Origin of the sequence: Intrasporangium sp., from assembly GCF_040414665.1 — a bacterium.
In the GTDB taxonomy this organism is placed as follows: Bacteria; Actinomycetota; Actinomycetes; order Actinomycetales; family Dermatophilaceae; genus Intrasporangium.
Map to the genome: position 1 here is coordinate 64,221 of NZ_JBEDUL010000051.1, position 21,218 is coordinate 85,438.

The 21,218-nt window shown below is 69.6% G+C and carries 23 protein-coding genes; 11 read left to right on the forward strand and 12 right to left on the reverse strand.

Annotated elements, in window-relative coordinates; translation table 11 throughout:
- Positions 1-5: 5 nt before the first annotated feature.
- From ABF401_RS05685 to ABF401_RS05695, 3 genes are all read left to right on the forward strand, one after another.
- Positions 6-341 carry a YnfA family protein gene (locus ABF401_RS05685; protein ID WP_353508564.1) on the forward strand — a complete coding sequence of 112 codons (336 nt, stop codon included), beginning with the start codon at positions 6-8 and terminating at the stop codon, positions 339-341.
- A gap of 66 nt (positions 342-407) precedes the next feature.
- Positions 408-668: a metal-sensitive transcriptional regulator gene (locus ABF401_RS05690; protein ID WP_353508565.1), complete on the forward strand. Its 261-nt coding sequence runs from the start codon at positions 408-410 to the stop codon at positions 666-668.
- Positions 669-754: 86 nt separating this feature from the next.
- Positions 755-1,315, forward strand: coding sequence for a hypothetical protein (locus ABF401_RS05695; protein ID WP_353508566.1), 561 nt, complete (start codon positions 755-757; stop codon positions 1,313-1,315).
- Positions 1,316-1,322: 7 nt separating this feature from the next.
- Here the strand turns inward: ABF401_RS05695 and ABF401_RS05700 are convergent, their stop codons facing one another.
- Positions 1,323-2,597, reverse strand: coding sequence for a class I SAM-dependent methyltransferase (locus tag ABF401_RS05700; RefSeq protein WP_353508567.1), 1,275 nt, complete (start codon positions 2,595-2,597; stop codon positions 1,323-1,325).
- Positions 2,594-4,060: an FAD-binding oxidoreductase gene (locus tag ABF401_RS05705; protein WP_353508568.1), complete on the reverse strand. Its 1,467-nt coding sequence runs from the start codon at positions 4,058-4,060 to the stop codon at positions 2,594-2,596. Before ABF401_RS05705 ends, ABF401_RS05700 begins: the two co-directional genes overlap by 4 nt.
- A 177-nt stretch (positions 4,061-4,237) precedes the next feature.
- Between ABF401_RS05705 and ABF401_RS05710 the strand changes: the two genes are divergently transcribed.
- Positions 4,238-5,389, forward strand: coding sequence for a MinD/ParA family ATP-binding protein (locus ABF401_RS05710; RefSeq protein ID WP_353508569.1), 1,152 nt, complete (start codon positions 4,238-4,240; stop codon positions 5,387-5,389).
- 178 nt (positions 5,390-5,567) lie between these two features.
- Here the strand turns inward: ABF401_RS05710 and ABF401_RS05715 are convergent, their stop codons facing one another.
- Positions 5,568-6,194 (reverse strand): LysE family translocator, encoded by a 627-nt coding sequence (locus ABF401_RS05715; protein WP_353508570.1) that lies wholly within the window; start codon positions 6,192-6,194, stop codon positions 5,568-5,570.
- An 82-nt stretch (positions 6,195-6,276) separates the two neighbouring features.
- Here ABF401_RS05715 and ABF401_RS05720 point away from each other — a divergent pair, with 82 nt between their 5' ends.
- Positions 6,277-6,804, forward strand: coding sequence for a DinB family protein (locus ABF401_RS05720; protein ID WP_353508571.1), 528 nt, complete (start codon positions 6,277-6,279; stop codon positions 6,802-6,804).
- Between the two features lie 44 nt (positions 6,805-6,848).
- Here ABF401_RS05720 and ABF401_RS05725 read toward each other — a convergent pair whose 3' ends face one another.
- From ABF401_RS05725 to ABF401_RS05760, 8 genes are all read right to left on the reverse strand, one after another.
- Positions 6,849-7,142, reverse strand: coding sequence for a hypothetical protein (locus ABF401_RS05725; protein WP_353508572.1), 294 nt, complete (start codon positions 7,140-7,142; stop codon positions 6,849-6,851).
- The gene (locus ABF401_RS05730; protein WP_353508573.1) at positions 7,135-7,473 is read right to left on the reverse strand and encodes a hypothetical protein; all 339 of its coding nucleotides are present in this window, start codon (positions 7,471-7,473) and stop codon (positions 7,135-7,137) included. Before ABF401_RS05730 ends, ABF401_RS05725 begins: the two co-directional genes overlap by 8 nt.
- Positions 7,439-8,803, reverse strand: a complete 1,365-nt coding sequence (locus ABF401_RS05735; protein WP_353508574.1) for an RNA polymerase sigma factor — start codon at positions 8,801-8,803, stop codon at positions 7,439-7,441. The genes ABF401_RS05730 and ABF401_RS05735 overlap by 35 nt, the downstream gene beginning before the upstream one ends.
- Positions 8,804-8,853: 50 nt before the next feature.
- The gene (locus ABF401_RS05740) at positions 8,854-9,240 is read right to left on the reverse strand and encodes a YciI family protein (RefSeq protein ID WP_353508575.1); all 387 of its coding nucleotides are present in this window, start codon (positions 9,238-9,240) and stop codon (positions 8,854-8,856) included.
- 136 nt (positions 9,241-9,376) lie between these two features.
- The gene (locus ABF401_RS05745; protein WP_353508605.1) at positions 9,377-10,648 is read right to left on the reverse strand and encodes an enolase C-terminal domain-like protein; all 1,272 of its coding nucleotides are present in this window, start codon (positions 10,646-10,648) and stop codon (positions 9,377-9,379) included.
- A gap of 66 nt (positions 10,649-10,714) precedes the next feature.
- Positions 10,715-12,337: an aldehyde dehydrogenase (NADP(+)) gene (locus tag ABF401_RS05750; RefSeq protein WP_353508576.1), complete on the reverse strand. Its 1,623-nt coding sequence runs from the start codon at positions 12,335-12,337 to the stop codon at positions 10,715-10,717.
- A 49-nt stretch (positions 12,338-12,386) separates the two neighbouring features.
- Positions 12,387-13,301, reverse strand: coding sequence for a 5-dehydro-4-deoxyglucarate dehydratase (gene kdgD, locus ABF401_RS05755; RefSeq protein ID WP_353508577.1), 915 nt, complete (start codon positions 13,299-13,301; stop codon positions 12,387-12,389).
- Between the two features lie 149 nt (positions 13,302-13,450).
- The gene (locus ABF401_RS05760; protein WP_353508578.1) at positions 13,451-14,395 is read right to left on the reverse strand and encodes a LysR substrate-binding domain-containing protein; all 945 of its coding nucleotides are present in this window, start codon (positions 14,393-14,395) and stop codon (positions 13,451-13,453) included.
- A 181-nt stretch (positions 14,396-14,576) separates the two neighbouring features.
- Between ABF401_RS05760 and ABF401_RS05765 the strand changes: the two genes are divergently transcribed.
- The 5 genes from ABF401_RS05765 (at position 14,577) to ABF401_RS05785 (ending at position 19,520) form a co-directional block, all read left to right on the forward strand.
- Complete coding sequence (locus ABF401_RS05765; protein WP_353508579.1) at positions 14,577-15,593, forward strand: tripartite tricarboxylate transporter substrate binding protein; 1,017 nt, start codon at positions 14,577-14,579, stop codon at positions 15,591-15,593.
- Between the two features lie 86 nt (positions 15,594-15,679).
- On the forward strand, positions 15,680-16,225 hold the full coding sequence (locus tag ABF401_RS05770) for a tripartite tricarboxylate transporter TctB family protein (RefSeq protein ID WP_353508580.1): 546 nt from the start codon (positions 15,680-15,682) through the stop codon (positions 16,223-16,225).
- A 27-nt stretch (positions 16,226-16,252) separates the two neighbouring features.
- Complete coding sequence (locus ABF401_RS05775; RefSeq protein WP_353508581.1) at positions 16,253-17,848, forward strand: tripartite tricarboxylate transporter permease; 1,596 nt, start codon at positions 16,253-16,255, stop codon at positions 17,846-17,848.
- The gene (locus tag ABF401_RS05780) at positions 17,845-18,243 is read left to right on the forward strand and encodes a universal stress protein (RefSeq protein ID WP_353508582.1); all 399 of its coding nucleotides are present in this window, start codon (positions 17,845-17,847) and stop codon (positions 18,241-18,243) included. Before ABF401_RS05775 ends, ABF401_RS05780 begins: the two co-directional genes overlap by 4 nt.
- The gene (locus ABF401_RS05785) at positions 18,240-19,520 is read left to right on the forward strand and encodes a glucarate dehydratase family protein (protein WP_353508583.1); all 1,281 of its coding nucleotides are present in this window, start codon (positions 18,240-18,242) and stop codon (positions 19,518-19,520) included. The genes ABF401_RS05780 and ABF401_RS05785 overlap by 4 nt, the downstream gene beginning before the upstream one ends.
- A 372-nt stretch (positions 19,521-19,892) precedes the next feature.
- On the opposite strand, the gene ABF401_RS05790 is transcribed toward ABF401_RS05785, so the two are convergent.
- Positions 19,893-20,093, reverse strand: a complete 201-nt coding sequence (locus ABF401_RS05790) for a hypothetical protein (RefSeq protein ID WP_353508584.1) — start codon at positions 20,091-20,093, stop codon at positions 19,893-19,895.
- 266 nt (positions 20,094-20,359) lie between these two features.
- On the opposite strand from ABF401_RS05790, the gene ABF401_RS05795 reads away from it, so the two are divergent.
- A complete protein-coding gene (locus ABF401_RS05795; protein WP_353508585.1) occupies positions 20,360-20,854 on the forward strand; it encodes a VOC family protein in 495 nt (164 codons plus the stop codon).
- Positions 20,855-21,218 lie beyond the last annotated feature (364 nt).

Consider the following 21,218-nt stretch of genomic DNA (forward strand, 5'->3'; position numbering starts at 1 on the left):
GCCGCGTGACGGTCGCACGCTCGATCCTGCTCTTCATCCTCGCCGCCCTCGCCGAGATCGGTGGGGCCTGGCTCATCTGGCAAGGGGTCCGTGGGCATCGCGGCTGGCTGTGGATCGGCGCCGGGGTCGTTGCACTCGGGCTCTACGGCTTCGTCGCGACGTTGCAGCCCGACGCGCACTTCGGCCGGATCCTCGCGGCGTACGGCGGCGTCTTCGTCGCGGGATCGCTGGTGTGGGGCATGGTGCTCGATGGCTTCCGGCCAGACCGCTGGGACGTCATCGGGGCGGCGGTGTGCCTCGTCGGGGTGGGTCTCATCATGTACGCGCCGCGCCCTGCCTGATGCCCGGCGATACCCGGTGGGGTATCGTTGGACACAAAGACACGCGTCAATGCACAGGAGGTAACCGTGGAGCTCGACGCTGCGGAGATGCAGTCGGTGATCCGTCGCCTCAACCGGGCCCGCGGGCAGCTCGGTGGCATCGTCAAGATGATCGAGGAGGAGCGGGACTGCCGCGAGATCGTCACCCAGCTCGCCGCGGTCTCGAAGGCTGTCGACCGGGCCGGTTTCGCGGTCATCGCGACGGGCCTCAAGGAGTGCCTCACCAACCCGGACGGCGAGGAGATGGACGTGGACGAGATGGAGAAGCTCTTCCTGTCACTGGCCTGAGTCAGCCGGAGCCGGAGAAGTCGGTCCCAGGGGTGGACTGCGGGCCACTGCCGGGCGACCATTGAAGGCACCCGGAGGAGGTCACCATGGATGCCAGCGCAGACACCACGATGGTCCCCGCCGCGTCAGCCCCAGCTGAGTCGGCTCCGCCTGAGTCCGCACCGCCTGAAGCGACCTCACCCGACACGGCCCCGACCAACGGAGGGTTCGCCGAGCACATCGAACGGGTCCGGGCGCACCGCGCCGAGCTGCGCGAGTCGGTCGCCGCGGTCGATCTCGCGCTCGAGTCGCCCATCGCCCGAGGCGGTGCCTGGCGCGAACGGGTCCGTGCGGCGCTAGCCGAGCTGGCCCACGACTTCGACGACCACATCGACCTCACGGAGAGCCCCGGCGGGATCTACGACCGTGCCAAGCGGAGTGCTCCCCGACTGGGTGGTGCGATCAGGCGACTGCTCCGCGAGCACCGCGAGTACCGGGAGCAGATCCATGGGTATCTCGCGATACTCGAGCATGGCGGCCAGCTCGCGGACCTGCCGGCCTTCCGCGAGGAGCTGACCGCGCTGGTCGGTTGCCTCGTCCGGCACCGGCAGGCCGGCGGTGACCTCGTCTACGAGGCCTACAGCGTGGACCTCGGCGGGTCCGACTGAGACCTGCTCACGTGAACTGCGGCCGCAACGGATACCCAGCCGCCCCGGCGTCACTGGTCCGCGTTGCCAGCACCTGGTGCAGCTGGATCCCGTTGTCCTCGAAACCGAGGCGCGACCCGGCCATGTAGAGCCCCCAGACCCGAGCCCGCCCGAGACCGGCCAGGGCCACGCAGTCGTCCCAGTTCTTGGAGAGGTTCGCGCACCAGCCGGCGAGCGTCAGGGCGTAGTGCTCGCGGAGGTTCTCGTGGTGCTTGACCTCGAGGCCCTCATTCTCCATGACCCGCACGATGTCGCCTGAGCCAGTCAGCTCGCCGTCGGGGAAGACGTAGCGGTTGATGAAGCCGCGCGTCGGCAGCCCCGGGTGCTGGTTGTCCGGCCGGGTGATGCAGTGGTTGAGCAGCCGGCCCTCGTCGCGCAGCCGCGAGCGCAGGAACCGGAAGTACGCGGGGTAGTTCCTGACCCCGATGTGCTCCGTCAGGCCGATCGAGCTGACGGCGTCGAACCCCCGCTCGGTCACGTCCCGGTAGTCGGCGTGCCGCACCTCCGCGCGCCCCTCCAGCCCGTCGCGCCGGATCGCCTCCTGGGCCCACTGCGCCTGCTCCCGCGAGAGCGTCACCCCGAGCGCCGTCACGCCGTAGTGCGTGACCGCGTGCCGCACCATGCCGCCCCAGCCGCAGCCGACGTCGAGCAGCCGCATGCCCGGCTGCAGGTCGAGCTTGCGCGCGACGAGGTCGTACTTGGCGGCCTGCGCGTCCTCGAGCGTGGTCTCTGGTGTCTCGAAGACGGCGCACGTGTATGTCATCGACGGCCCGAGCACGTGCTCGTAGAACTCGTTCCCGACGTCGTAGTGGTGGTGGATCGCGTCCGCGTCCCGCTGCCTCCCGTGCCGCAGCCCGTGGGCGAGCCGCCGCAGCTGGCCCGGTGTCTCCTGGGGAGGCAGCTCGGGCACGTGGACACCTGAGGACCGCACGATCCGGACGAGCTCTGGCACATCGCGCAGCGAGGGGCGGCGCGGTGAGAGGGCCGCTGCCCTGAGGTGTTTGAGCACCTCGTAGGGGTCGCCCTCGTCCATCCCGTCGATGCTCAGCTCGTCCTTGAGGTAGGCGCGCGCCAGGCCGAGATCGCCCGGTGCCGTCAGGAGGTAGTTGAGCGCTCGCGGCGAGTGCAGCCGGACCGTGACGCCGTCCGTGGCGCCGCCCGTCGACCCGTCCCATGCGACGACGCGCACCGGCGCGTCGTCCCCCAGGAGGCGCTCGAATGCCTGGCCAACCGAGATCGTCATCGCGCTTGCACCGCCTTCTCATAGAGGGTTGGGAATCGTCCCTGCGGGTCGTAGTGCCGCTTCGCCGCCGCGATCGCCGCACCGCCGTAGAGCCGCGCGAAGGTCGCCTCGTCGTAGTAGGCGTCGGAGTAGAGCGACTTGTGGCCACCCAGCTCGGTCACCTTGGCCTCGATCGCCCGGTTGACGTCACCGTGCTGCCTGCCGGGCTCGACCTCGACCGACGACCAGAAGCCGACGTTGACGTAGGGGACGTCAGGGTGCATGGGGTAGAGCGGCCACGGCGGCCTTCCCTGGTCGGCTTGGTCATCGTCAGTCGCCCGTATGCCGCTGAGCTCGCTCCCGCTCCCGGGTTGCCTTCGCAGCTGGATCGGGCAGACCCAGACCGGCTCGATGGGGACGTTGTCCAAGAACCAGGTGAGGAACTCGGCCGTGCGGTCGAGGGGAATCTCCACGTCCTGGATGACGCGCTCGCGGGGGAGCCGGCCCCGCCTGGCGTCGATGGCCGCCATGACGCCGTGGCGCTGCTCGAAGGCGACGATCCTCCAGTACACGTCGCTGCGGAGCTTGTCCTTGGGCCAGAGTCGCCGGATCACCGGGTGCTGGGCACCGAAGGCTCGTGAGCACCAGAACCAGTCGGTGTCCCACCGCCACAGGTAGTCGTGCGCGGTGAGCACGTCGGTGCGGCGCTCCTGGATCGAGCGGTAGTAGACCTGAGCGCCGGTGTAGTCGCTCGGGGTGGGCTGGCCCTCGACCTCGTCGGTCCAGTGGGCCAGGGTCAGGTAGGACTCCCGCGGTCCGAAGACGACGCCGTCGACGAAGTCCACGCGGTGCCCGTCCCAGGCCATCGTCCGCATGACGACGCCGATGGCGTCAGCCAGGGCGCCGACGCCGTCGAAGCGGACATGACGGAGCGCCACGTAGGGGGAGGCGGGCTCGAGCTCGATGACGAGGTCGAGGACGTAGCCGAGCGAGCCGTATGAGTTGGGGAAGGTGCGGAACAGCTCCGCCTGCTCGTTGTCCGCGGTGGCGGTGACGACCTCCCCTCGGCCGTCCGCGCCACCGGTGAGGATGCGCAGCTCCCGGACCGACTCGTGCGGCAGTCCGTTGCGGAAGGAGGAGGCCTCGATGCCCAGGCCGGTGACGGCACCGCCGATGGTGATCGTGCGCAGCTGTGGGACGACGAGCGGGACGAATCCACTTGGTAGCAGGGCGTCCACGAGCTCCTCATAGGTCGTCAGCCCGCCGACTCGTGCGGTCCGTGCCGCGGCGTCGATGTCGAAGACACCGCGGAAGGCCGAGAGGTCGAGCCCTTCCCGCGTGCCGTTGCGGGCGGCGCCGTGGCGGAACAGGTTCGAGGTCCGCTTCGCCAGTCGGACGGGCCGGTCCGGCGGCAGTGCTGCGAAGTTCCGGGCCGCTGTCGCGACGGATCCTTCGAGGGGATCGACCGTCACGCGGGTGGGCATGGATCGAGTCAACCAAAGGATTCCGGCGATTCCAACGAAGATTGCTGTGTGTTCTGCGAGGCATGCGACATGCCGTGGGCGGAAAATTGCCGCCCCGGGTGCCCAGTTGCATACCGGCACGGTTGAATTGGCACTGAAGCGCCAGGCCGGGCGCAGCTGGTCACTCATGAAGGGCCAATGATGGAACCTCAGACCGTCCACAACGAACCCTCCGAGGCCGAGCCGGTGAGCGGCAAGGCCGCCGACGAGAAGGCCGGTGCGGCTCCGGGCGAGGCGACGCTGGATGACCTGCTCGAGCCCCCGCTCGGGCCGCAGGCGTCCGATTTCAGTGAGTCGGCGGTCCTGGGCCGGCGGGGTCAGGCCGCACGCTCTGGCTGGCGGCACCTGCTCGTCGAGCTGACCGGTGGTCGGCTCCGACCGCCGCCGGGGCTCGGCGAACTGCGCCGCAACCAGTTGATGAACCGGGTCCGGACGCCGTTCGACGGCACTCGCCGCATCGTCGTGATGAGCCGCAAGGGCGGCGTCGGCAAGACGACGGTGACCGTCGGCGTCGGTGCCACCTTCGCCTCGGCGCGCGGAGACCGGGTCGTGGCCGTCGACGCCAACCCGGACGCCGGCAACCTGGCCCACCGGATCGCGGGGGACTGTCAGCGCACCATCACGGACCTGCTGGCGGACTCCGGCCGCATCCGGTCGTTCGCCCACATGCGGGGCTACACGTCCCAGTGTGTCGAGTCGCGCCTCGAGGTCCTCGCCTCCGACGACGACGCCCGGATCGCCCAGGCCCTCGACCGGGATGCCTACCGGCAGGTCGTCGCCCTCCTCGACCACTTCTACAACCTCATCCTGCTCGACACCGGCACCGGCATCCTCGACAGCGCCAACCAGGGCCTGATCACCGAGGCCGACCAGCTCGTCCTCGTCGTCCGGCCTGCGTTGGACGGCGCGAAGGCCGGCGCCCAGACGCTCGACTGGCTCGAGGAGCACGGCCACACGGACCTCGTCGCTTCCGCCGTGGTCGTCATCAACGGGATCGAGCGGGAGAGCGACCCGATCGTCCAGTTCGCCCGCAAGCACTTCGAGGCCCGTTGTCGACAGGTCGTCTCGGTGCCGTGGGACAAGACTCTCGAGGGCGGCGGGCGCACCACGCTCTCGGGTCTGCACCGCAAGACGCGTCGTGCCTTCCTCGACGTCGCCGCAGCGCTGGCTGACGGCTTCGGCGAGGATCCGCTGGCGCGCGAGTCCCGCGAGTCGGCCAGCCACGGCTTCACGTTCGGCCCCCTCGACGCCTGGCCCACTGATTCGTCTGGCGGATCAGTGCGTGACTGAATGACCACGCACTGACTCGTCTGGCGAATCAGTGCGTCACCGAATTACCACCCACTGACTCGCCTGGCGGATCAGTGCGTCACTGAATCACCACGCACTGATTCGCGAGGTGGGTCAGGGGGCCAGTACGTCAGAGGACCAGTCCGTCGGCGCCCGGGTAACCAGTGGGCCGAGCGAGCTACTCGCGCGCCAGCATCGTCACGCCGAGCCCGACCATCATCGAGCCACCCGCGATCCCGAGCCGGTCGAGGCGCTGGGGCTTGCGCGCCATCCAGTCCCGGGCCCGGCTCGCGACCAGGGCCCAGATGCTGTCGGAGCAGATTGCCATCGCACCGAAGATGACGCCGAGCACGGCCATCTGCACCCCCACGTGGCCTGCCGCGGCGTTGGTGAACTGTGGCAGGAAGGCGACGAAGAACAGGATCGTCTTCGGGTTGGTCACGCCGACGACGAAGCCGATGCGCAGGGCGTGGCCGCGCTTGCCCGACACCTGCGCCTCCAGGGCCTCGCGGGCCCGGGCCCGGTGACGGATCGCCTGGATTCCGAGCCAGAGGACGTAGGCGGCACCCGCCACCTTGATGACGGAGTACGCGGTCGCGCTCGCCGCCACCACGGCGCCGAGTCCCAGCGCGACGAAAATCACCTGGGTCGTGATTCCCAGCCCATTGCCGACGACGGAGAGCAGGGCTTCCCGGCGCCCGACCGTCAAGGCCCGTCCGATGGTGAAGAGCAGGCTCGGGCCAGGCACCTGAATGAAGAGGATCGACGCGACGAGGAACGCGATCATCTGGCTGGAGGTTGGCACCCACCCAGTGTGCGCAGACTGGGCCGGCCCCGCAGGAAATATCCAGTCGCTGGGCACCTGCCGGGCCGTTACCGTCCCAGCCATGACGATCGAACGAGTCGACCCGCCGCAAACCGCAGACGAGGCGACCAGCCTGATGGCCTTTCTGGACTTCCACCGTGACACCCTCCGCCTCAAGGCTGACGGCCTCGACCAGCAACAGCTCGCACAGACAACCGCAGCCTCGAGCCTCACCCTGGCCGGGCTGCTCAAGCACTTGTCCCTCGTCGAGCACTCGTGGTTCGCCTACCGCCTCGTCGGAGGCGACCCGGTCGAGCCGTGGGCGTCCGTGGACTGGGACGCCGACCCGGACTGGGAGTTCACCTCGGCGGTCCACGACGACCCTGACACCCTGCGTCGCATGTTGGACGAGGCAATCGAGGCGTCGCGACGCGCCACAGAGATGGCGCTCCGGGACGGCGGGCTCGACTACCAGTCGGCCCGGACGAACCGGGCCGGCGAGCACTTCACCCTCCGCTACGTGCTGCTGCACATGATCGAGGAGTACGCGCGGCACAACGGCCACGCGGACCTCCTCCGCGAGGCGATCGACGGCCAGACCGGCGAGTGAGTCGGCTCAGGCCAGCGTCCACGAGCCGGCCGCCCGCTGACGCGTCAGAGCGGCCCGGCTGGGAGAGTCTCCCGTCGCGCCCGGATCTCAGCCCGCAAGGTTTCGAGCTCCTCAGGCTCCACGCCGTCGTCAAGGGGCTCGGCAGCCTCGAACTCCACGGCACCTCCGTGCTTGAGCATGAATCGCGCCATGTCGCCGGCATCAGCCAGTTCCTCGGTGGTCACCGACTCGGGCACCTGACGTCTCGTGCGCCAGTCGTGCAGGGCCTTGACGGTCGCCCTGAGGAGGAGCCTCGAAGGCTCGTCCGGGGGGTACGGCTGGTTCACTGCCTCAGCCACGGCTGCCTCCCTTCCGCTTCACCTTGACGATGGCGTCCATGGCCGCTTCCAGCATCGCAGACTGTGTCGTGTTGCGCGACAGGCTGTTGAGCGTGCGCAGCACCTTCAGCTTCACCGGCGACGGAAGCTCGTCGCGGTTGGCCCACACCCACATCAGTGCCTCCCACCACCGCGCCCGCTCGTCGGCATCGATGGCGAGGTTCCTGTCGATCCGACCACGCTCCACGATCCCTCTGTAGGCGATCGTCGCGGCCGCGAGAGCCGCGAGCCCGGCGAAACCGGCCGACGTCATGAACTCACCGATCGCGAGCCGCAGATCCTCCCACGTCATCCTGCGAGTCTGGTCGGTAAAGGGCGTTTCGGACAGTTCCGACACGGCGTAGGCAGAATCGTCGGAGCGGCTCGGCGGCCATGATGTCCGCGAGGTCGCGGTAGCGGCCGGCAGCCGCCTCCCGGCGTCCCGTGCGCCAGGCCAGGTCGGCGAGGGCCAGGCTTGCGTCGCGCGAGGCGTATGCCGCTGAGCTCGTTTCCAGCCGGACCAGCTCCTCCTCGACGTGTCTGAGCTCGCCTGCTGCAGCGCCGAGCTCGCCATTCGCGATGATCCCGTGTGCCGTTGCGGCAAGCCGGGCGACGCGCACGGACGGTGAGGGCCACACGCGCTCCAGGGCACCGTAGAGATCGACGATCCGGGTCCAGTCCGTCTCCTGGAAGGTTGCGGCCACCGAATGGAGGCCCGAGATGGCGGCCTCGATGGCGAACCGGCCGTCGCCGGCGGTTGCGGCGAAGGTTGCGTCGTCGAGGCCGAGAGCGAGCAGCGCTCGGTCCCAACGGCCCCGGTCGACCTCGTCCAGCGCGAGCGCGGTGCCGGTCTCATCGACGCGACCCGGCCGTCGGGCCAGACCGAGCCGGATCACGGCACGCAGCCCGCGGGCCTCAGTATCTCCCGGGTAGGCCGCGACGATGGCGTTGGCGATCGACAGCGCCTGCACGCCGGTGTCGGCGAGAGCATCGACCGGATCGAGCACCGTGCGGTGAGCCAGCGTGAACATCCCTGCGACACAGGCGAGGACGACGGGCAACCGCTCGCGGCGCTCCTCCTCGTCCGGGACCTGAAAGGCGCCGCGAGCCTCGGCGAGGGCCCGCTTCGCCCGGGTGAGCCGAGCCGCTGTCGCCGACTCCTGCAGACCCAGATGAGCCGCGATCTGTGGGATCGACAGCCCGCACACGACGCGCAGCGCGAGCACCATCTGTGATGACGCGCTGACGACCGGGTCGCACGCCACGAAGAGCAGCGCGAGCCGGTCGTCCAGAGCGTCGCCCCGAGGACCGAGCGAGCGGCTGATCGGGTCGTCGTGATCCATGGCGCTGGTGTCCGCGGTCGGGTCGGCCTCCGGTGGGACGAGCTCAGGGGCGAGTCGTCCCTCGACGCGGCGCCGACGATGGTCGTCGATCCACGCACGCTTGGCCACCGACGTGCACCACGCGGCCAGGGAGTCGATCGGCTCACCCGACCGGCGCACGTGGTCAGCGGCGCGCGCGACGGACTCAGCGGCATACTCCTCCGCGTCGTCGAGGTTGCCCGTGAAGGACGCAAGCGTCCGCACGATCCGCGGCCACGCGTCCTGGAACTCCAGCTCGAGTTCACTGTGGGTCGCCGGCATGGCGACATTGTGTCTCCTGCCGAGGACACCGACCCGGCCGACGTCGCGGATCAGCCGAGTGGAATGACCTTGCGCCACTCGATGTGGCCGCCCGTGGGGACGAGGGCCGCGAGCTTGCGGGCGAGGACCTCGTCGTCGGTCTCGACGACGTAGAAGCCGGTGATGACCTCGGCCGTGTCGGTGAACGGCCCGTCCGTGTAGACGGCGTCGTCGGCCTTGCGGTCCGCCGCGCCGGGGACGACGGTGCCGCCGTACTTGGTGTTCGTCAGCGCGTGACCGCCGACGAGCCGCGCGCCGAGGGTTTCCACTGCTTGGGCGAAGGCTCCGTGCGCGGCCATGCTCGCGCCGAACTCGGGGTCGTTCTGCGCCTCGGGGCTCGCGGCGTAGTCGGAGTCCCAGTCGGGCTCGTGGATGAGGTAGACGTACGTGTCGGCCATGGTCGGCTCCTTCTTGGTAAGACTGTCGGTGACTTGTCGGTGAAGCGTGACGGCTCCCGTCACACCATCCTGACGAAGTCGTCCCCGCCGAATCGACATCGGCGATGCACCTTTTCCAAGGGAGGCGTGACTCGGCTCAGCGCACGAGGCACGGGCGCTTCGGGTCGAACGCCCAGCCGTCGACGAGGTACTGCATCGCCACCGAGTCGTCCCTGGCCCCCAAGCCGTGCTCGAGGTAGAGCTCATGGGCGGCGTCCAGCGCCTCCCGGTCGAGCTCGACGCCAAGACCCGGTGCGTCCGGCACCTCGATCTGACCACTGGCGATCTGGAGCGGCCGCTTCGTCAGCGCCTGTCCGTCCTGCCAGATCCAGTGCGTGTCGAGCGCGGTGATCTCGCCCGGCGCAGCAGCCCCGACGTGGGTGAACATGGCCAGTGAGATGTCGAAGTGGTTGTTCGAGTGGGAGCCCCACGTCAGGCCGAAGTCGTGGCACAGCTGGGCGACGCGCACGGAGCCCGCCATGGTCCAGAAGTGCGGGTCCGCGAGGGGGATGTCAACAGCGTGGCCCCGGATGGCGTGCGCCATCTCGCGCCAGTCCGTCGCGATCATGTTCGTCGCGGTCCGCAGACCCGTGGCGCGCCTGAACTCGGCCATCGTCTCGCGGGCCGAGAAGCGGCCCTCGGCGCCGCACGGGTCTTCGGCATACGCGAGGACGTCGTGCAGACCGGTGCACAGACGGATCGCGTCGGCGACGAGCCAGCCCCCGTTGGGATCCAGGGTGATCCGCGCCGTGGGGAAGCGTCGGGCCAGCGCGGTCACCGCCGCGATCTCCTCCTCGCCCGGCAGGACCCCGCCCTTGAGCTTGAAGTCGGTGAAGCCGTAGCGCTCCTGGGCGGCCTCGGCCAGCGCGACGATGGCCTCGGGCGTCATCGCCTCGCGCCGCCGCAGCTGGGACCATCGGTCGTCACCCTCGTCGTCGTCGACGACGTACGGCAGGTCGGTGCGCGACGCGTCTGCCACGTAGAAGAGGTAGCCGAGCATCGGGACGGAGCGGCGCTGCTGCCCGTCGCCGAGCAGCTCCGCCACCGGCACCCCGAGATGCTGGCCCATGAGGTCGAGCAGGGCCGACTCGAGCCCGGTGATGGCGTGCACCGTGGTGCGCACGTCGAACGTCTGGATGCCGCGGCCGCCGACATCGTGGGCCGCATAGGTCTCGGAGACGAGGCGCAGCAGCTGGCGGTAGCGCGCGATCTCCTTGCCCTGCAGCAGTTCCGCGGCTTCGCGGACGGTTCCGGCAATCTTCTCGCCGCCGGGGACCTCGCCGAGACCGGTGTTGCCGTCGCTGTCCGTGATGATGACGACGTTGCGGGTGAAGAACGGCCCATGGGCGCCGCTGAGATTGAGCAGCATGCTGTCATGGCCGGCAACGGGAACGACCTCGACAGTGGCGATCTTGGGTGACAACGGGAGCTCCTGTCAGTTCTGGGAGAGTCGCAGCCGGCCGTCGACCCGCTGGGTGAGCCCCCACGGGTTGTCGTCGCGGGTCGGCTCCGGCAGCAGGTCGGCGGGCACGTCCTGGTAGGCGACCGGCCTCTGGAAACGGTAGATCGCCAGCGACCCCACGGACGTGGTGCGGCTGTCGGAGGTCGCCGGGAACGGACCGCCGTGCACCATCGCGTGGCCCACCTCAACGCCGGTCGGCCACCCGTTGAACAGGATGCGGCCGGCCTTCGTCTCGAGCAGCGGCAACAGGGTTCGCGCGGCGTCGTGGTCGCTCTCGGCCGCCTGGACCGTCACGGTGAGCTGGCCCTCCAGCGCCCGCAGTGACTCCGCCAGCTCGGCGGGGTCGGCCCACCGAACGATGACACCGGAGGGACCGAAGACCTCCTCGGCCACGGTCGCCTCATCGCGCAAGACGGACGTCGTCACGGAGGCCAGCAGCGGCGCGGGCGCGTTGTCGGTGTCGCCGGCGGTCCCCTCGGCCTCGATCGTGACCCCGTCGACCGCCTTGAGCGCGGTCGTGCCCTGCTCGAACGTCTCCGCGATGCCGGGCGTGAGCATGGTCTGCCCGGTCGCCTCCGCGACGGCTCGCCCGGCGGCCGCGACGAAGGCGTCGCCATCCGGCCCCTCCGGCACGAAGGCCAGGCCGGGGTTGGTGCAGAACTGTCCGGACCCGAGGGTGAGGGAGGCGACGTATGCCGCTGCCAGCGCTTCCGCACGCCCGTCGGCGATGCTCCCGGGCAGGACGACGACGGGGTTGACCGAGCTCATCTCGGCAAAGACCGGGATCGGTTCCCGCCGCTCCGCGGCGGCGGCGGCGAGGGCCAGCCCGCCTGCTCGGGACCCGGTGAACCCGACGGCCTTGATCCGCGGGTCCCGCACGAGCGCCTGGCCGATCGACGTGCCGCTGCCGTAGAGGAGCGAGAAGACGCCCGGGTGCAGCCCGCGTGCCGCAACCGCCCTGGCCACCGCTGCCCCCACGAGCTCGCTCGTCCCCGGGTGGGCGTTGTGCGCCTTGACGACCACGGGGCACCCGGCGGCCAGGGCCGAGGCGGTGTCGCCTCCCGCCACCGAGAAGGCGAGCGGGAAGTTGCTCGCACCGAAGACCGCGACAGGGCCGAGCGGAACCTGGCGCTGGCGGATGTCGGCCCGCGGCAGGGGCGTCCGCTCCGGCTGCGCCGGGTCGATCCGGACCTCGAGGTGGTCCGCGAGCCGGACGACGCCGGCGAACATCCGCAGCTGCCCCGTCGTCCGGGCCAGCTCGCCCGTGATCCGGGGCGTCGGCAGCCCCGACTCGGCGACCGCGCGCGCGATGATCGCCTCCCCATCCGCCTCGATCTGCGCCGCCACCTCGTCGAGGAAGGCGGCCCGCTCCTCGGGGCTGGTCGCGCGATAGGTCTCGAAGGCCGCCTCGGCCGCCGCGGTCGCCCACCCGAGCTGCTCTTCGTCCACGAGGGTGTAGGTCGGCTCGAGGGGCTGGCCGGTGGTGGCCTCGATGGCGGTCAGGCCCTTCGACCGGCCGACGAGTCGCTCGCCGGCGACGATCGAGTGGCCGGCAAGGGTGGTGCTGTCGGTGGTGTCGGTGGTTTCGGTGGTCATCGTGGGGTCTCCTCGGGCAGTGGGAGGGCTCGGGTTCAGCTGATCCGGCTCAGCCGATCTTGTCGATGAGGATCTTGAGGTCGGCCAGATCCTGATCGGTGAGGTTGGTCAGTGGGGGACGCACGGGCCCGGCCGACCGGCCGATCGCGGCGAGCCCGCCCTTGATGATCGAGACGGCGTAGCCGTTCTCCCGGTCGCGGATGTCGAGGTAGGGGAGCACGAAGTCGTTGAGCTTGCGGTAGACGGCGTCGCGGTCCTGGCGGCGGACGTCCGCGTAGAAGCCGACGGCGAACTCGGGGAGGAAGTTGAAGATCGCCGACGAGTACGTCGTCACGCCGAGCTGGAGCAGCGGCAACGCAAAGGTCTCCGCGGTCGGGAGCCCGCCGATGTAGAGCAGCCGGTCGCCGACTCGCGCATAAGTGCGCGTCATCGCCTCGATGCTGCCGACGCCGTCCTTGAGACCGACGAAGTTGGGGTGGCGCTCGGCGACCTGCGCGACGGTGGTGTCGGTGAGGACCGCGTTGGCGCGGGAGTACGCGATGACGCCCAAGGAGACTGAGCGGCATACGGCGGAGATGTGGTCGACCAGACCGCGCTGGCTCGCCTCCGTGAGGTAGGGCGGGAAGAGGAGGATGCCGTCGGCACCCGCCGCCTCGGCGGCGCGGGCCTGGGCCACGGCGACGGCCGTGCCCCCGGTGGCCGGGGCGAGGACCGGCACCGTGCCGCCGATCTCGTCGACCGCGACGCGCACGACGCGGTCGATCTCCTCGGTGCGCAGCGAGAAGCCCTCGCCCGTGCCGCCCGCGGCGAACAGGCCGGCGACGTCGAAGCCGCTGAGCCACGAGAGGTGCTCCCGGTACCCCGCCTCGTCGAACTCCAGGTCGGAGGTGAAGTGCGTGACGGGGAAGGACAGGAGTCCGGTCCCCAGGGTATGGGCGAGTTCGTCTGGTGCGAGGGAAGGCACGGTGAGGTCCTTTGCGACGGAGCAGTGGGCTCGGCGGCCGTGCTGGACGGCCGCCGGCCCGCCGCTGGGCCAGTGGTCCAGCACAGGCTAGAAAGGGCCTCCGATACCTGTCCAAGACGGATTTCGTATGTTGCGATGCCTACCGAGCATCAAGGCGCCGTGCGGCCGGGTGGGGTCTCACCGTCGAGGTGCATCCGGCCGATCTGCGTGAGGACGCGGCGGAGCATCGGGCTGCGGCGTCCACGTGCCCAGATGGCGTGCAGCTCGACGGGCTTGCCCGGTACCTCGTTACCGTCAGGGTCGCCGCCCCCGTCGACGAGGTCCGCGTAGGCCACCCCCTCGACTCCGAGGAAGCGCGCCGAGGCCGGCACGAGGGCGCAACCGCGCCCTGCAGCGACGAGCAGAACGGCGGTGAGGATCTGGTGCACCTGTTGCTCGACTCGTGGGTGCGCGTTCGTCAGGAAGCGGACGGTCAGCTCGTGGAAGTAGCGCGACTGGACGGGGTTGTAGCTGATCACGGGGACGCCATCGAAGTCACCCGGCGTGAGCGGCCGGTCGAAGCCGGCCAGGCGGTGGCCGGCCGGCACCGCAGCGCACAGCGCCTCGCGGAAGACGATCCGCGACTCGAGTTCCTCGGTGTCGAACGGCGGGCGGGCGAGGCCCAGGTCGAGCTCGCCGCGGCGGATGCCATCGGCCTGGGCGGCGGTGACCCGCTCGTGGAGGATGACGTCCACGCCCGGGAGGCTCGCGTCGAGCTCACGCAGGAGCGGGCCGAGCACGCCGATGGCGGAGACCGCGGTGAAGCCGAGCCGCAGCGTGCCCGCTGCCCCGCCGTCGATGCGGCGCGCGACGTCGCCCGCGCTCTCGACCAGGGCGAGCAGGCGATACGCCTCGTCGAGGAAGGCGCCGCCCGCCTCCGTCAGGGCGACCCGGCGGTTGTCCCGGTCAAGGAGCGTGACGCCCACGGTGCGCTCGAGCTTCTGGATCTGCCGGCTCAGCGGCGGCTGGGTCATCTGGAGCCGCTCCGCCGCGCGCCCGTAGTGGAGTTCCTCGGCAACGGCGACGAAGGCGCGGACCTGGTCGAGGGTCATCATGGTGGCCGACCCTACCCGTCAATGCTGCGAAAGCATCACTTGATGCAGCATCGGGTTTGGACAGGCATCGAGGGAGGTTCATAGTGTCTCCCGGCATGGGGAGCACCCCCAGGCTCCCACTGCGCTCAACTGACCTCATGACGCCGGTCGTCCGGCGTTCCCACGTCCCAGGAGACTGTCAATGACGAACCTTCTTGCGAGGACCCGCGCGATCCCGGCTGTGGCCGCGGCCGCGACCGCCCTGCTCGTCCTCTCCGCCTGCGGTGGCGTCAAGACCGCCGAGAGCAGCGGCTCCGGTGGCGACTCCTACCCGAGCGGCTCGATCCAGATGACCGTCGGCGCCTCGGCCGGTGGCAGCAGCGACCTCATCAGCCGCGCCCTTTCCAAGGGAATGAGCGAGGAGCTCAAGGTGTCGATGCCGGTCATCAACAAGCCGGGTGCCAACGGGGCCCTCGTCGCCAAGGAGCTCAAGGGAGCCAAGTCGGACGGCTACGCGATCTCCGTCCAGAACGCCTCGCTCTTCGCCATCACGCCGCTCGCGGTGTCCGAGGCTGAGGCGACCTCGATCGACGACTTCGACGTGCTCTACGGCGTCTCGCGGGACGACTACGTCATGGTCACCAACGCCCAGAGCGGCTTCAAGAAGCTCGACGACCTCAAGGCCGCCGGCAAGACCATCAAGTACGGCACGACCGGCGTCGGCACCGGCGCCCAGCTCTCGTCCGCTCTGACCTTCAAGTCCGCGGGCATCGACGCGACCGCGGTCCCGTTCGACGGCGGTGCGCCGAACCTCACCGCCCTGCTCGGCAACCAGGTCGACGCGTCGACGATGCAGATCGGCGAGGCGGTCGAGAACATCAAGGCCGGCAAGCTCGTGCCGCTCGCCGTCTTCGCTCCGGAGCGCGTGACGGCGCTGCCCGAGGTGCCCACGGCCAAGGAGCAGGGCTTCGACGTCGTCGTGACGCAGTACCGCTTCCTCACGACGCCGAAGGGCACGCCGCAGGCCGTCAGGGACCGGCTCATCGCCGCCGCCAAGGCGACCTACGCCACGGCCGACTACAAGAAGTTCAACGAGGACAACTCGCTCACCCCGCTCGAGCTGCCCGGCGATGAGATCGTCACCATGCTCAAGGCCGACCTTGCCTCCAACACCGACAAGGTCAGCAAGTTCGGCATCGAGCTGCAGCAGAAGAGCTGACGCACCAAGACCCACCGCGCGGGCGGGGACCGACCCTTTCTCTGGGGACGGACCCGCCCGCACCGGCCCTCGAGGAGGAGTCCCGGATGAGCACGACACATTCCCATCACCCGTCACCCACTGGGGGCGAGCCCGACATCCTCGAGGAGATCAGGGCCGAGGTGGCTGCCGACCTCGAGGAGGAGCGGCCGCCCCACGCGGGGCCGGTCACCCAGGTCGTTGCGGGTCTCGCGGCCCTCGCCCTCGGCGTCAGCGGCCTCCTGCTCTCACTCGGCTTCGGCCTTGGCTCGCTGACCGAGCCGGGCCCCGGGCTGTGGCCCTTCATCGTGTCCGTGGCCGTCACCGCGCTGTCGGTGGCGCTGCTCGTCCTCGGCCGCCATGACACCGACACCGAGAAGTTCACCCGGTCGAGCATCCTGACAGCGGTCGGCGTGGCCAGTCTCGTCTGCTTCGGACTCCTGCTGCCGGTCATCGGCTTCGAGGTGCCCGCGCTCCTCGTCATGCTGATCTGGACGAGGTTCCTCGGCGGTGAGACGTGGCGCATGTCGGTGCTGATCAGCGTCCTCACCGTTGCGGCCTTCTATGCGCTCTTCGTCCTTGCGCTGCAGATCCCCCTTCCCCGGCTCATCTGAGCCCGCCACCCGGACCCAGGTATCCCCATGGACCTCACCCCGATCATCGACGGCTTCGGCGTGGTGCTGCAGCCCGAGAACCTGCTCTACTGCCTCGTCGGCGTCGTCATCGGCATGCTCATCGGCGTGCTTCCCGGCCTCGGTCCGGCGGCGACGATCGCGATCCTGCTGCCGATCACCTACGGCGTCGAGCCGGTGTCCGCGATCATCATGCTCGCCGGCATCTTCTACGGCGCCCAGTACGGCGGCACCATCACGTCCGTCCTGCTCCGCCTCCCGGGCGAAGCCAGCTCGGTCGTCACGGTCTTCGACGGCTTCGCCATGGCCAAACAGGGCCGCGCCGGCGCCGCGCTCGGCATCGCGGCCATCGGCTCGTTCATCGGCGGCACGGTGTCGATCCTCGGCCTGACCATCCTCGCGCCCGTCGTCGCCGGCTACGCCCTCGACTTCGGCCCGCCTGAGTACGCCGCGCTCGGTCTGCTCGGCGTCCTGCTCGTCGCGACCATCGGCAACGGCGGCAAGCTCAAGGCAGTCATCGCTGCCGCTGTCGGCCTGCTCATCGCAACCGTCGGCAGGGACACCTTCACCGGTGCGGAGCGATTCACCTTCGGCAGCCTCAACCTGGCCGACGGCATCGACTTCGTGCCGATCGCCATGGGTCTCTTCGGCCTTGGCGAGATCCTCTACAACCTCGAGCAGAACCACAAGAAGGTCCATGCACCGGCCAAGGTGACCCGCGTCTGGCCGACCCGCCGCGACCTCAAGGACTCGAGCGGCGCAATCGGCCGCGGGTCGGGTATTGGCTTCGGCCTCGGCGTACTTCCCGGCGGCGGGGCGGTGCTCTCGTCACTTGTCGCCTATGCGGTCGAGAAGCGCCGCGCGAAGCAGCCCGAGCGCTTCGGCCGTGGCGCCATCGAGGGCGTAGCCGCGCCGGAGACGGCCAACAATGCCGCGGCCACCTCGTCGTTCATCCCGCTGCTCACCCTCGGCATCCCGGCGAACGCGACCATGGCGCTGATGTTCGGTGCCCTCCTCATCCAGGGCGTCCAGCCCGGACCGCAGCTCGTCGACGAGCACCCGGACCTCTTCTGGGGGGTCATCAACTCGATGTACGTCGGCAACATCCTGTTGCTCATCATGAGCATCCCGATGGTCGGGATCTTCGTACGGATCCTCAAGGTCCGGCCGGCTATCCTCGCGCCGATCACCGCGCTCATCACGCTGCTCGGCGTCTACACGGTCCGCAACTCGGTCTTCGACATCTTCCTCGTCATCGTGTTCGGCGTCGTCGGCTACCTCATGAAGAAGGTCGGATTCGAGCCCGGCCCGCTCGTCCTGGCGTTCGTCCTGGGAGAGATGATCGAGAGCTCGACGCGGCGCTCGCTGTTGCTCTTCGGTGGCGACCCGACGGGCTTCCTGACCCGTCCCATTTCGGGAACGATCCTGGCCGTCATCGTCGCGGTCGTCCTCTTCCCGCTGGTGCGGAGGATCTTCCGCGGCAGCCGGCCCGCCCACGAGCCCGCCGCACCGTCGACACCCGACGCGAGCGGCCCAGCCGACCAGGCCGACCACCCCGACCACGCCGACCACCACGGCACCCGCGAGACCACGGAGGCAAGATGACCATCGTCGTCGGCTATGTCGACACCCCGGAAGGCCACGCCGCCCTCGATCGAGGCATCGCCGAGGCGCTGCTGCGCGACACGGACCTCGTCGTGGTCAACTCTCCGCGCGGCGGGGCGCCGGTCGACGACGCCATGCTCTCGGCGGAGCAGCGGGATGCCGTCGTCGCTCGTGCGACCGCGGCCGGCGTCGCGGTCGACGTCGCGCAGCCGCTCCACGGCAGCTCACTCGCCGAGACCCTCGAGCGCGTCGTCCGAGACGTGGACGCCTCGCTCCTCGTCATCGGGATCCGCCAGCGCACACCGGTCGGCAAGCTGATCCTCGGCAGCTCCGCGCAGCGGATCCTGCTCGACGCCTCGGTGCCCGTCTTCACGGTCAAGGCTTCTCGGTCATGATGGCCGCCCGGACCACAGGGAGCCGGATCTCCCGTGTCACCGTCACGCCGGTCGCCTTCGCGGACCCGCCGCTGCTCAACGTCGTCGGCGTCCACCAGCCCTTCGCCCTGCGGGCGATCGTCCAGATCCACACCGACACCGGCCTCGTCGGGCTGGGGGAGACCTATGCCGACGAGACGCATCTGGCCCGGCTCGGGGCGGTCGCCGCGGCGGTCCCCGGCACGCCGATCTGGGACGTGAACGCCCTCCGGCGCGTGGTCGTCGAGACGCTCGGCGCGGCACCCTCCGGCGGTGGCCAGAGCTTCGGCGGCATGCTCGACCTCGACTCAGCCGTCGACCCGGTCTTCTCTCCGTTCGAGGTCGCCTGTCTCGACCTGCAGGGCAAGGAGACCGGCCGGCCCGTCAGCGACCTGCTCGGCGGTGCAGTCCGCGACCGCGTCCCCTTCAGTGCCTACCTCTTCTACAAGTGGGCCGGGCACCCGGGCCACCCCGACGACGACTGGGGTGAGGCCCTGACGCCAGACCAGCTGGTGGCGCAAGCGCAACGGATGTGGGCGGCATACGGCTTCACGGCGATCAAGCTCAAGGGCGGCGTCCTGCCTCCGGCCGAGGAGGTCGCCGCGATGCACGCGCTGCGTGACGCGTTCCCGGACCACAAGCTGCGGATCGACCCCAATGGCGCGTGGACCGTGGAGACGTCCGCCAAGGTGGCGGCCGAGCTGGCCGGCGTCATCGAGTACCTCGAGGACCCGACGCCAGGCATCCAGGGGATGGCCGAGGTCGCGCGGACCACCGAGCTGCCGCTCGCGACGAACATGTGCGTCATCGCCTTCGAGCATCTCGAGCCGGCCATCCGGGCGCGGGCCGTCGACGTCGTGTTGTCGGACCACCATCTCTGGGGTGGGCTTCAGCGGTCGCGGACCCTGGCCGGGATCTGCGACACGTTCGGCCTGGGCCTGTCGATGCACTCCAACAGCCACCTGGGCATCAGCCTCGCGGCTATGACCCACCTCGCAGCCGCCACGCCGAACCTCACGTACGCCTGCGACACGCACTACCCGTGGAAGACCGAGGACGTCGTCACGGCGGGCGTGCTCGAGTTCGTCGACGGGGCCGTCGCCGTGCCGACAGGGCCCGGTCTCGGCGTCGAGCTCGACGAGGACGCGCTCGGTGTCCTGCATGAGCAGTACCTCACGTGTGGGGTCCGCCGTCGCGAGGACACCGTGTACATGCGTTCCGTGCAGTCCGATTTCGAGGTGAACACCGCGCGCTGGTGACAATCCCGGCCGTATGCCGCTGGGCTGGTGTCAGCGGTGATCGATCTTGAGACCAGAGCCGCTTGGGCCATGCGTCACCTCGGCCAGATTGACGCAGTCGTGGCACCTCGCTCATGGCCGATGGTCGGGCGTGAGGCGAGCTGCACGCACTTATCCAGCCGAGGCTGGATAAGTGCGGCGTTCGTGGCACCGGTTGCGCACTATCCCAGCCGCGGTTGGGTTGGTGCGGACGACCTCGAGTGGGTGGCGCTGGGTCGGGGACCACGTGGGCCAAGCGCCCGGAGCCGGGTTGAGGAGGACGGGACGTCCGACCATGCCGCCCTGCGAGCTAAGCCCCACCGCCCTTCCCGTCGGCGGCGGTGGAGCGGGGAACTACAGACGCTCTGTGATGGCGAGTTCCAGAACGAGCCGACGTGGCTGCCGAGCTTTCGGCAGTTCGGAGATGACTTCGTCGTAGTAGTCGCGCACGTCAGCGTCCAATGCGAGCACTGCGGCAATGAGCGACTGTTCGGGAATCGTCCCGGAAACCGCGTGGCGAACAAGGGCCGCTATGGCCGGGTCGACGCCCGGCATGAGTTGCGCTGCTTCTAGTCCCAGCGAAGCCCACGCAACTGGGTGGTGCGCCGCCAAGGCAAGGGTCCACGTCCGCGCCTCCGGAGCCCCTTCAAGCGCCCACTCGGCTAGGTCGGGTAGTAGAGCCTCGGCAGCTCGAGCGCAGTCCTGCACTACAACCCAAGGCGTGTACCCCTGCCATGTCGTGTCCTCGCCCAAGCCGTTGAGTTCCCCCGCTGTCTGCGTACCGGGCATGACATCTCATGCCACGGAGCATGATGAGCCCCATGAACACCCCCGCGTTGGATGGAATCCACCACCTGAAGGTCCACGTGACTGACGTCCGCCGGTCCGCAATGTGGTACGCAAGGACGCTCGGCTATCAACCCCTCATGGAGTTCATGCAAGCTTCGCGGCTTGTGGGGTACGGAATGAGCCATCCCAGGGGTGGGACGCTTCTTACGCTGCGGCTCGATCCAGAGCAGGCACGCAAGACCGCCGGTTGGGTGTACTTCGAGATGGGTGTGCCAGACACCGGTGCGCTCAGGGACCTGGCCCAGCGGCTCGACGATCTCGACATCGGACATGGCCCGGTGGTGCGTACCCCCATCGGGTGGCTGCTCCCGGGTGTTCTCGATCCGGACGGCCACGAGATGCGGTTCTACGTCTCCGAGCCACAACACGTCGTAGATGTCGCACATCCGCTCAGAATTCACGACGCTGGACCTGAGGGTTGGAGCGAGCCGATCCATGCCATCGACCTCGACGACTCTGCCGGATGAGGTCAGCGGCGCCGGGACGAGGCCCAGAAACGAGGCTTCGGCGACAACCGAAAAACGAGCCCTCGATCAAGAGACACGCTCATGCCGCGTGGGGGCGTTCGTCTGACCATCATCACTTTGGACTGCCGTGGGCATCCGAGGGTGCCGTCTTCGGATCGACACGGCTCAGCGTTACTCCTCCGTGTGCCGTCTGGGCCGGTTCGCCAGTTCGTGGTGAATGGCGCCAGTTATCGCCGATTCCGGCGCAGCCGGGTGAGGAGCGGGGCCAGTGTTCGTTCTGGAGCAGGCCCCTGGTCGTTAGCCGTGTCCGTTGGCCGCGTCGGCCGTGGGTACCGCGTGAGCCCGCAGGTGAATGCGATCAGGT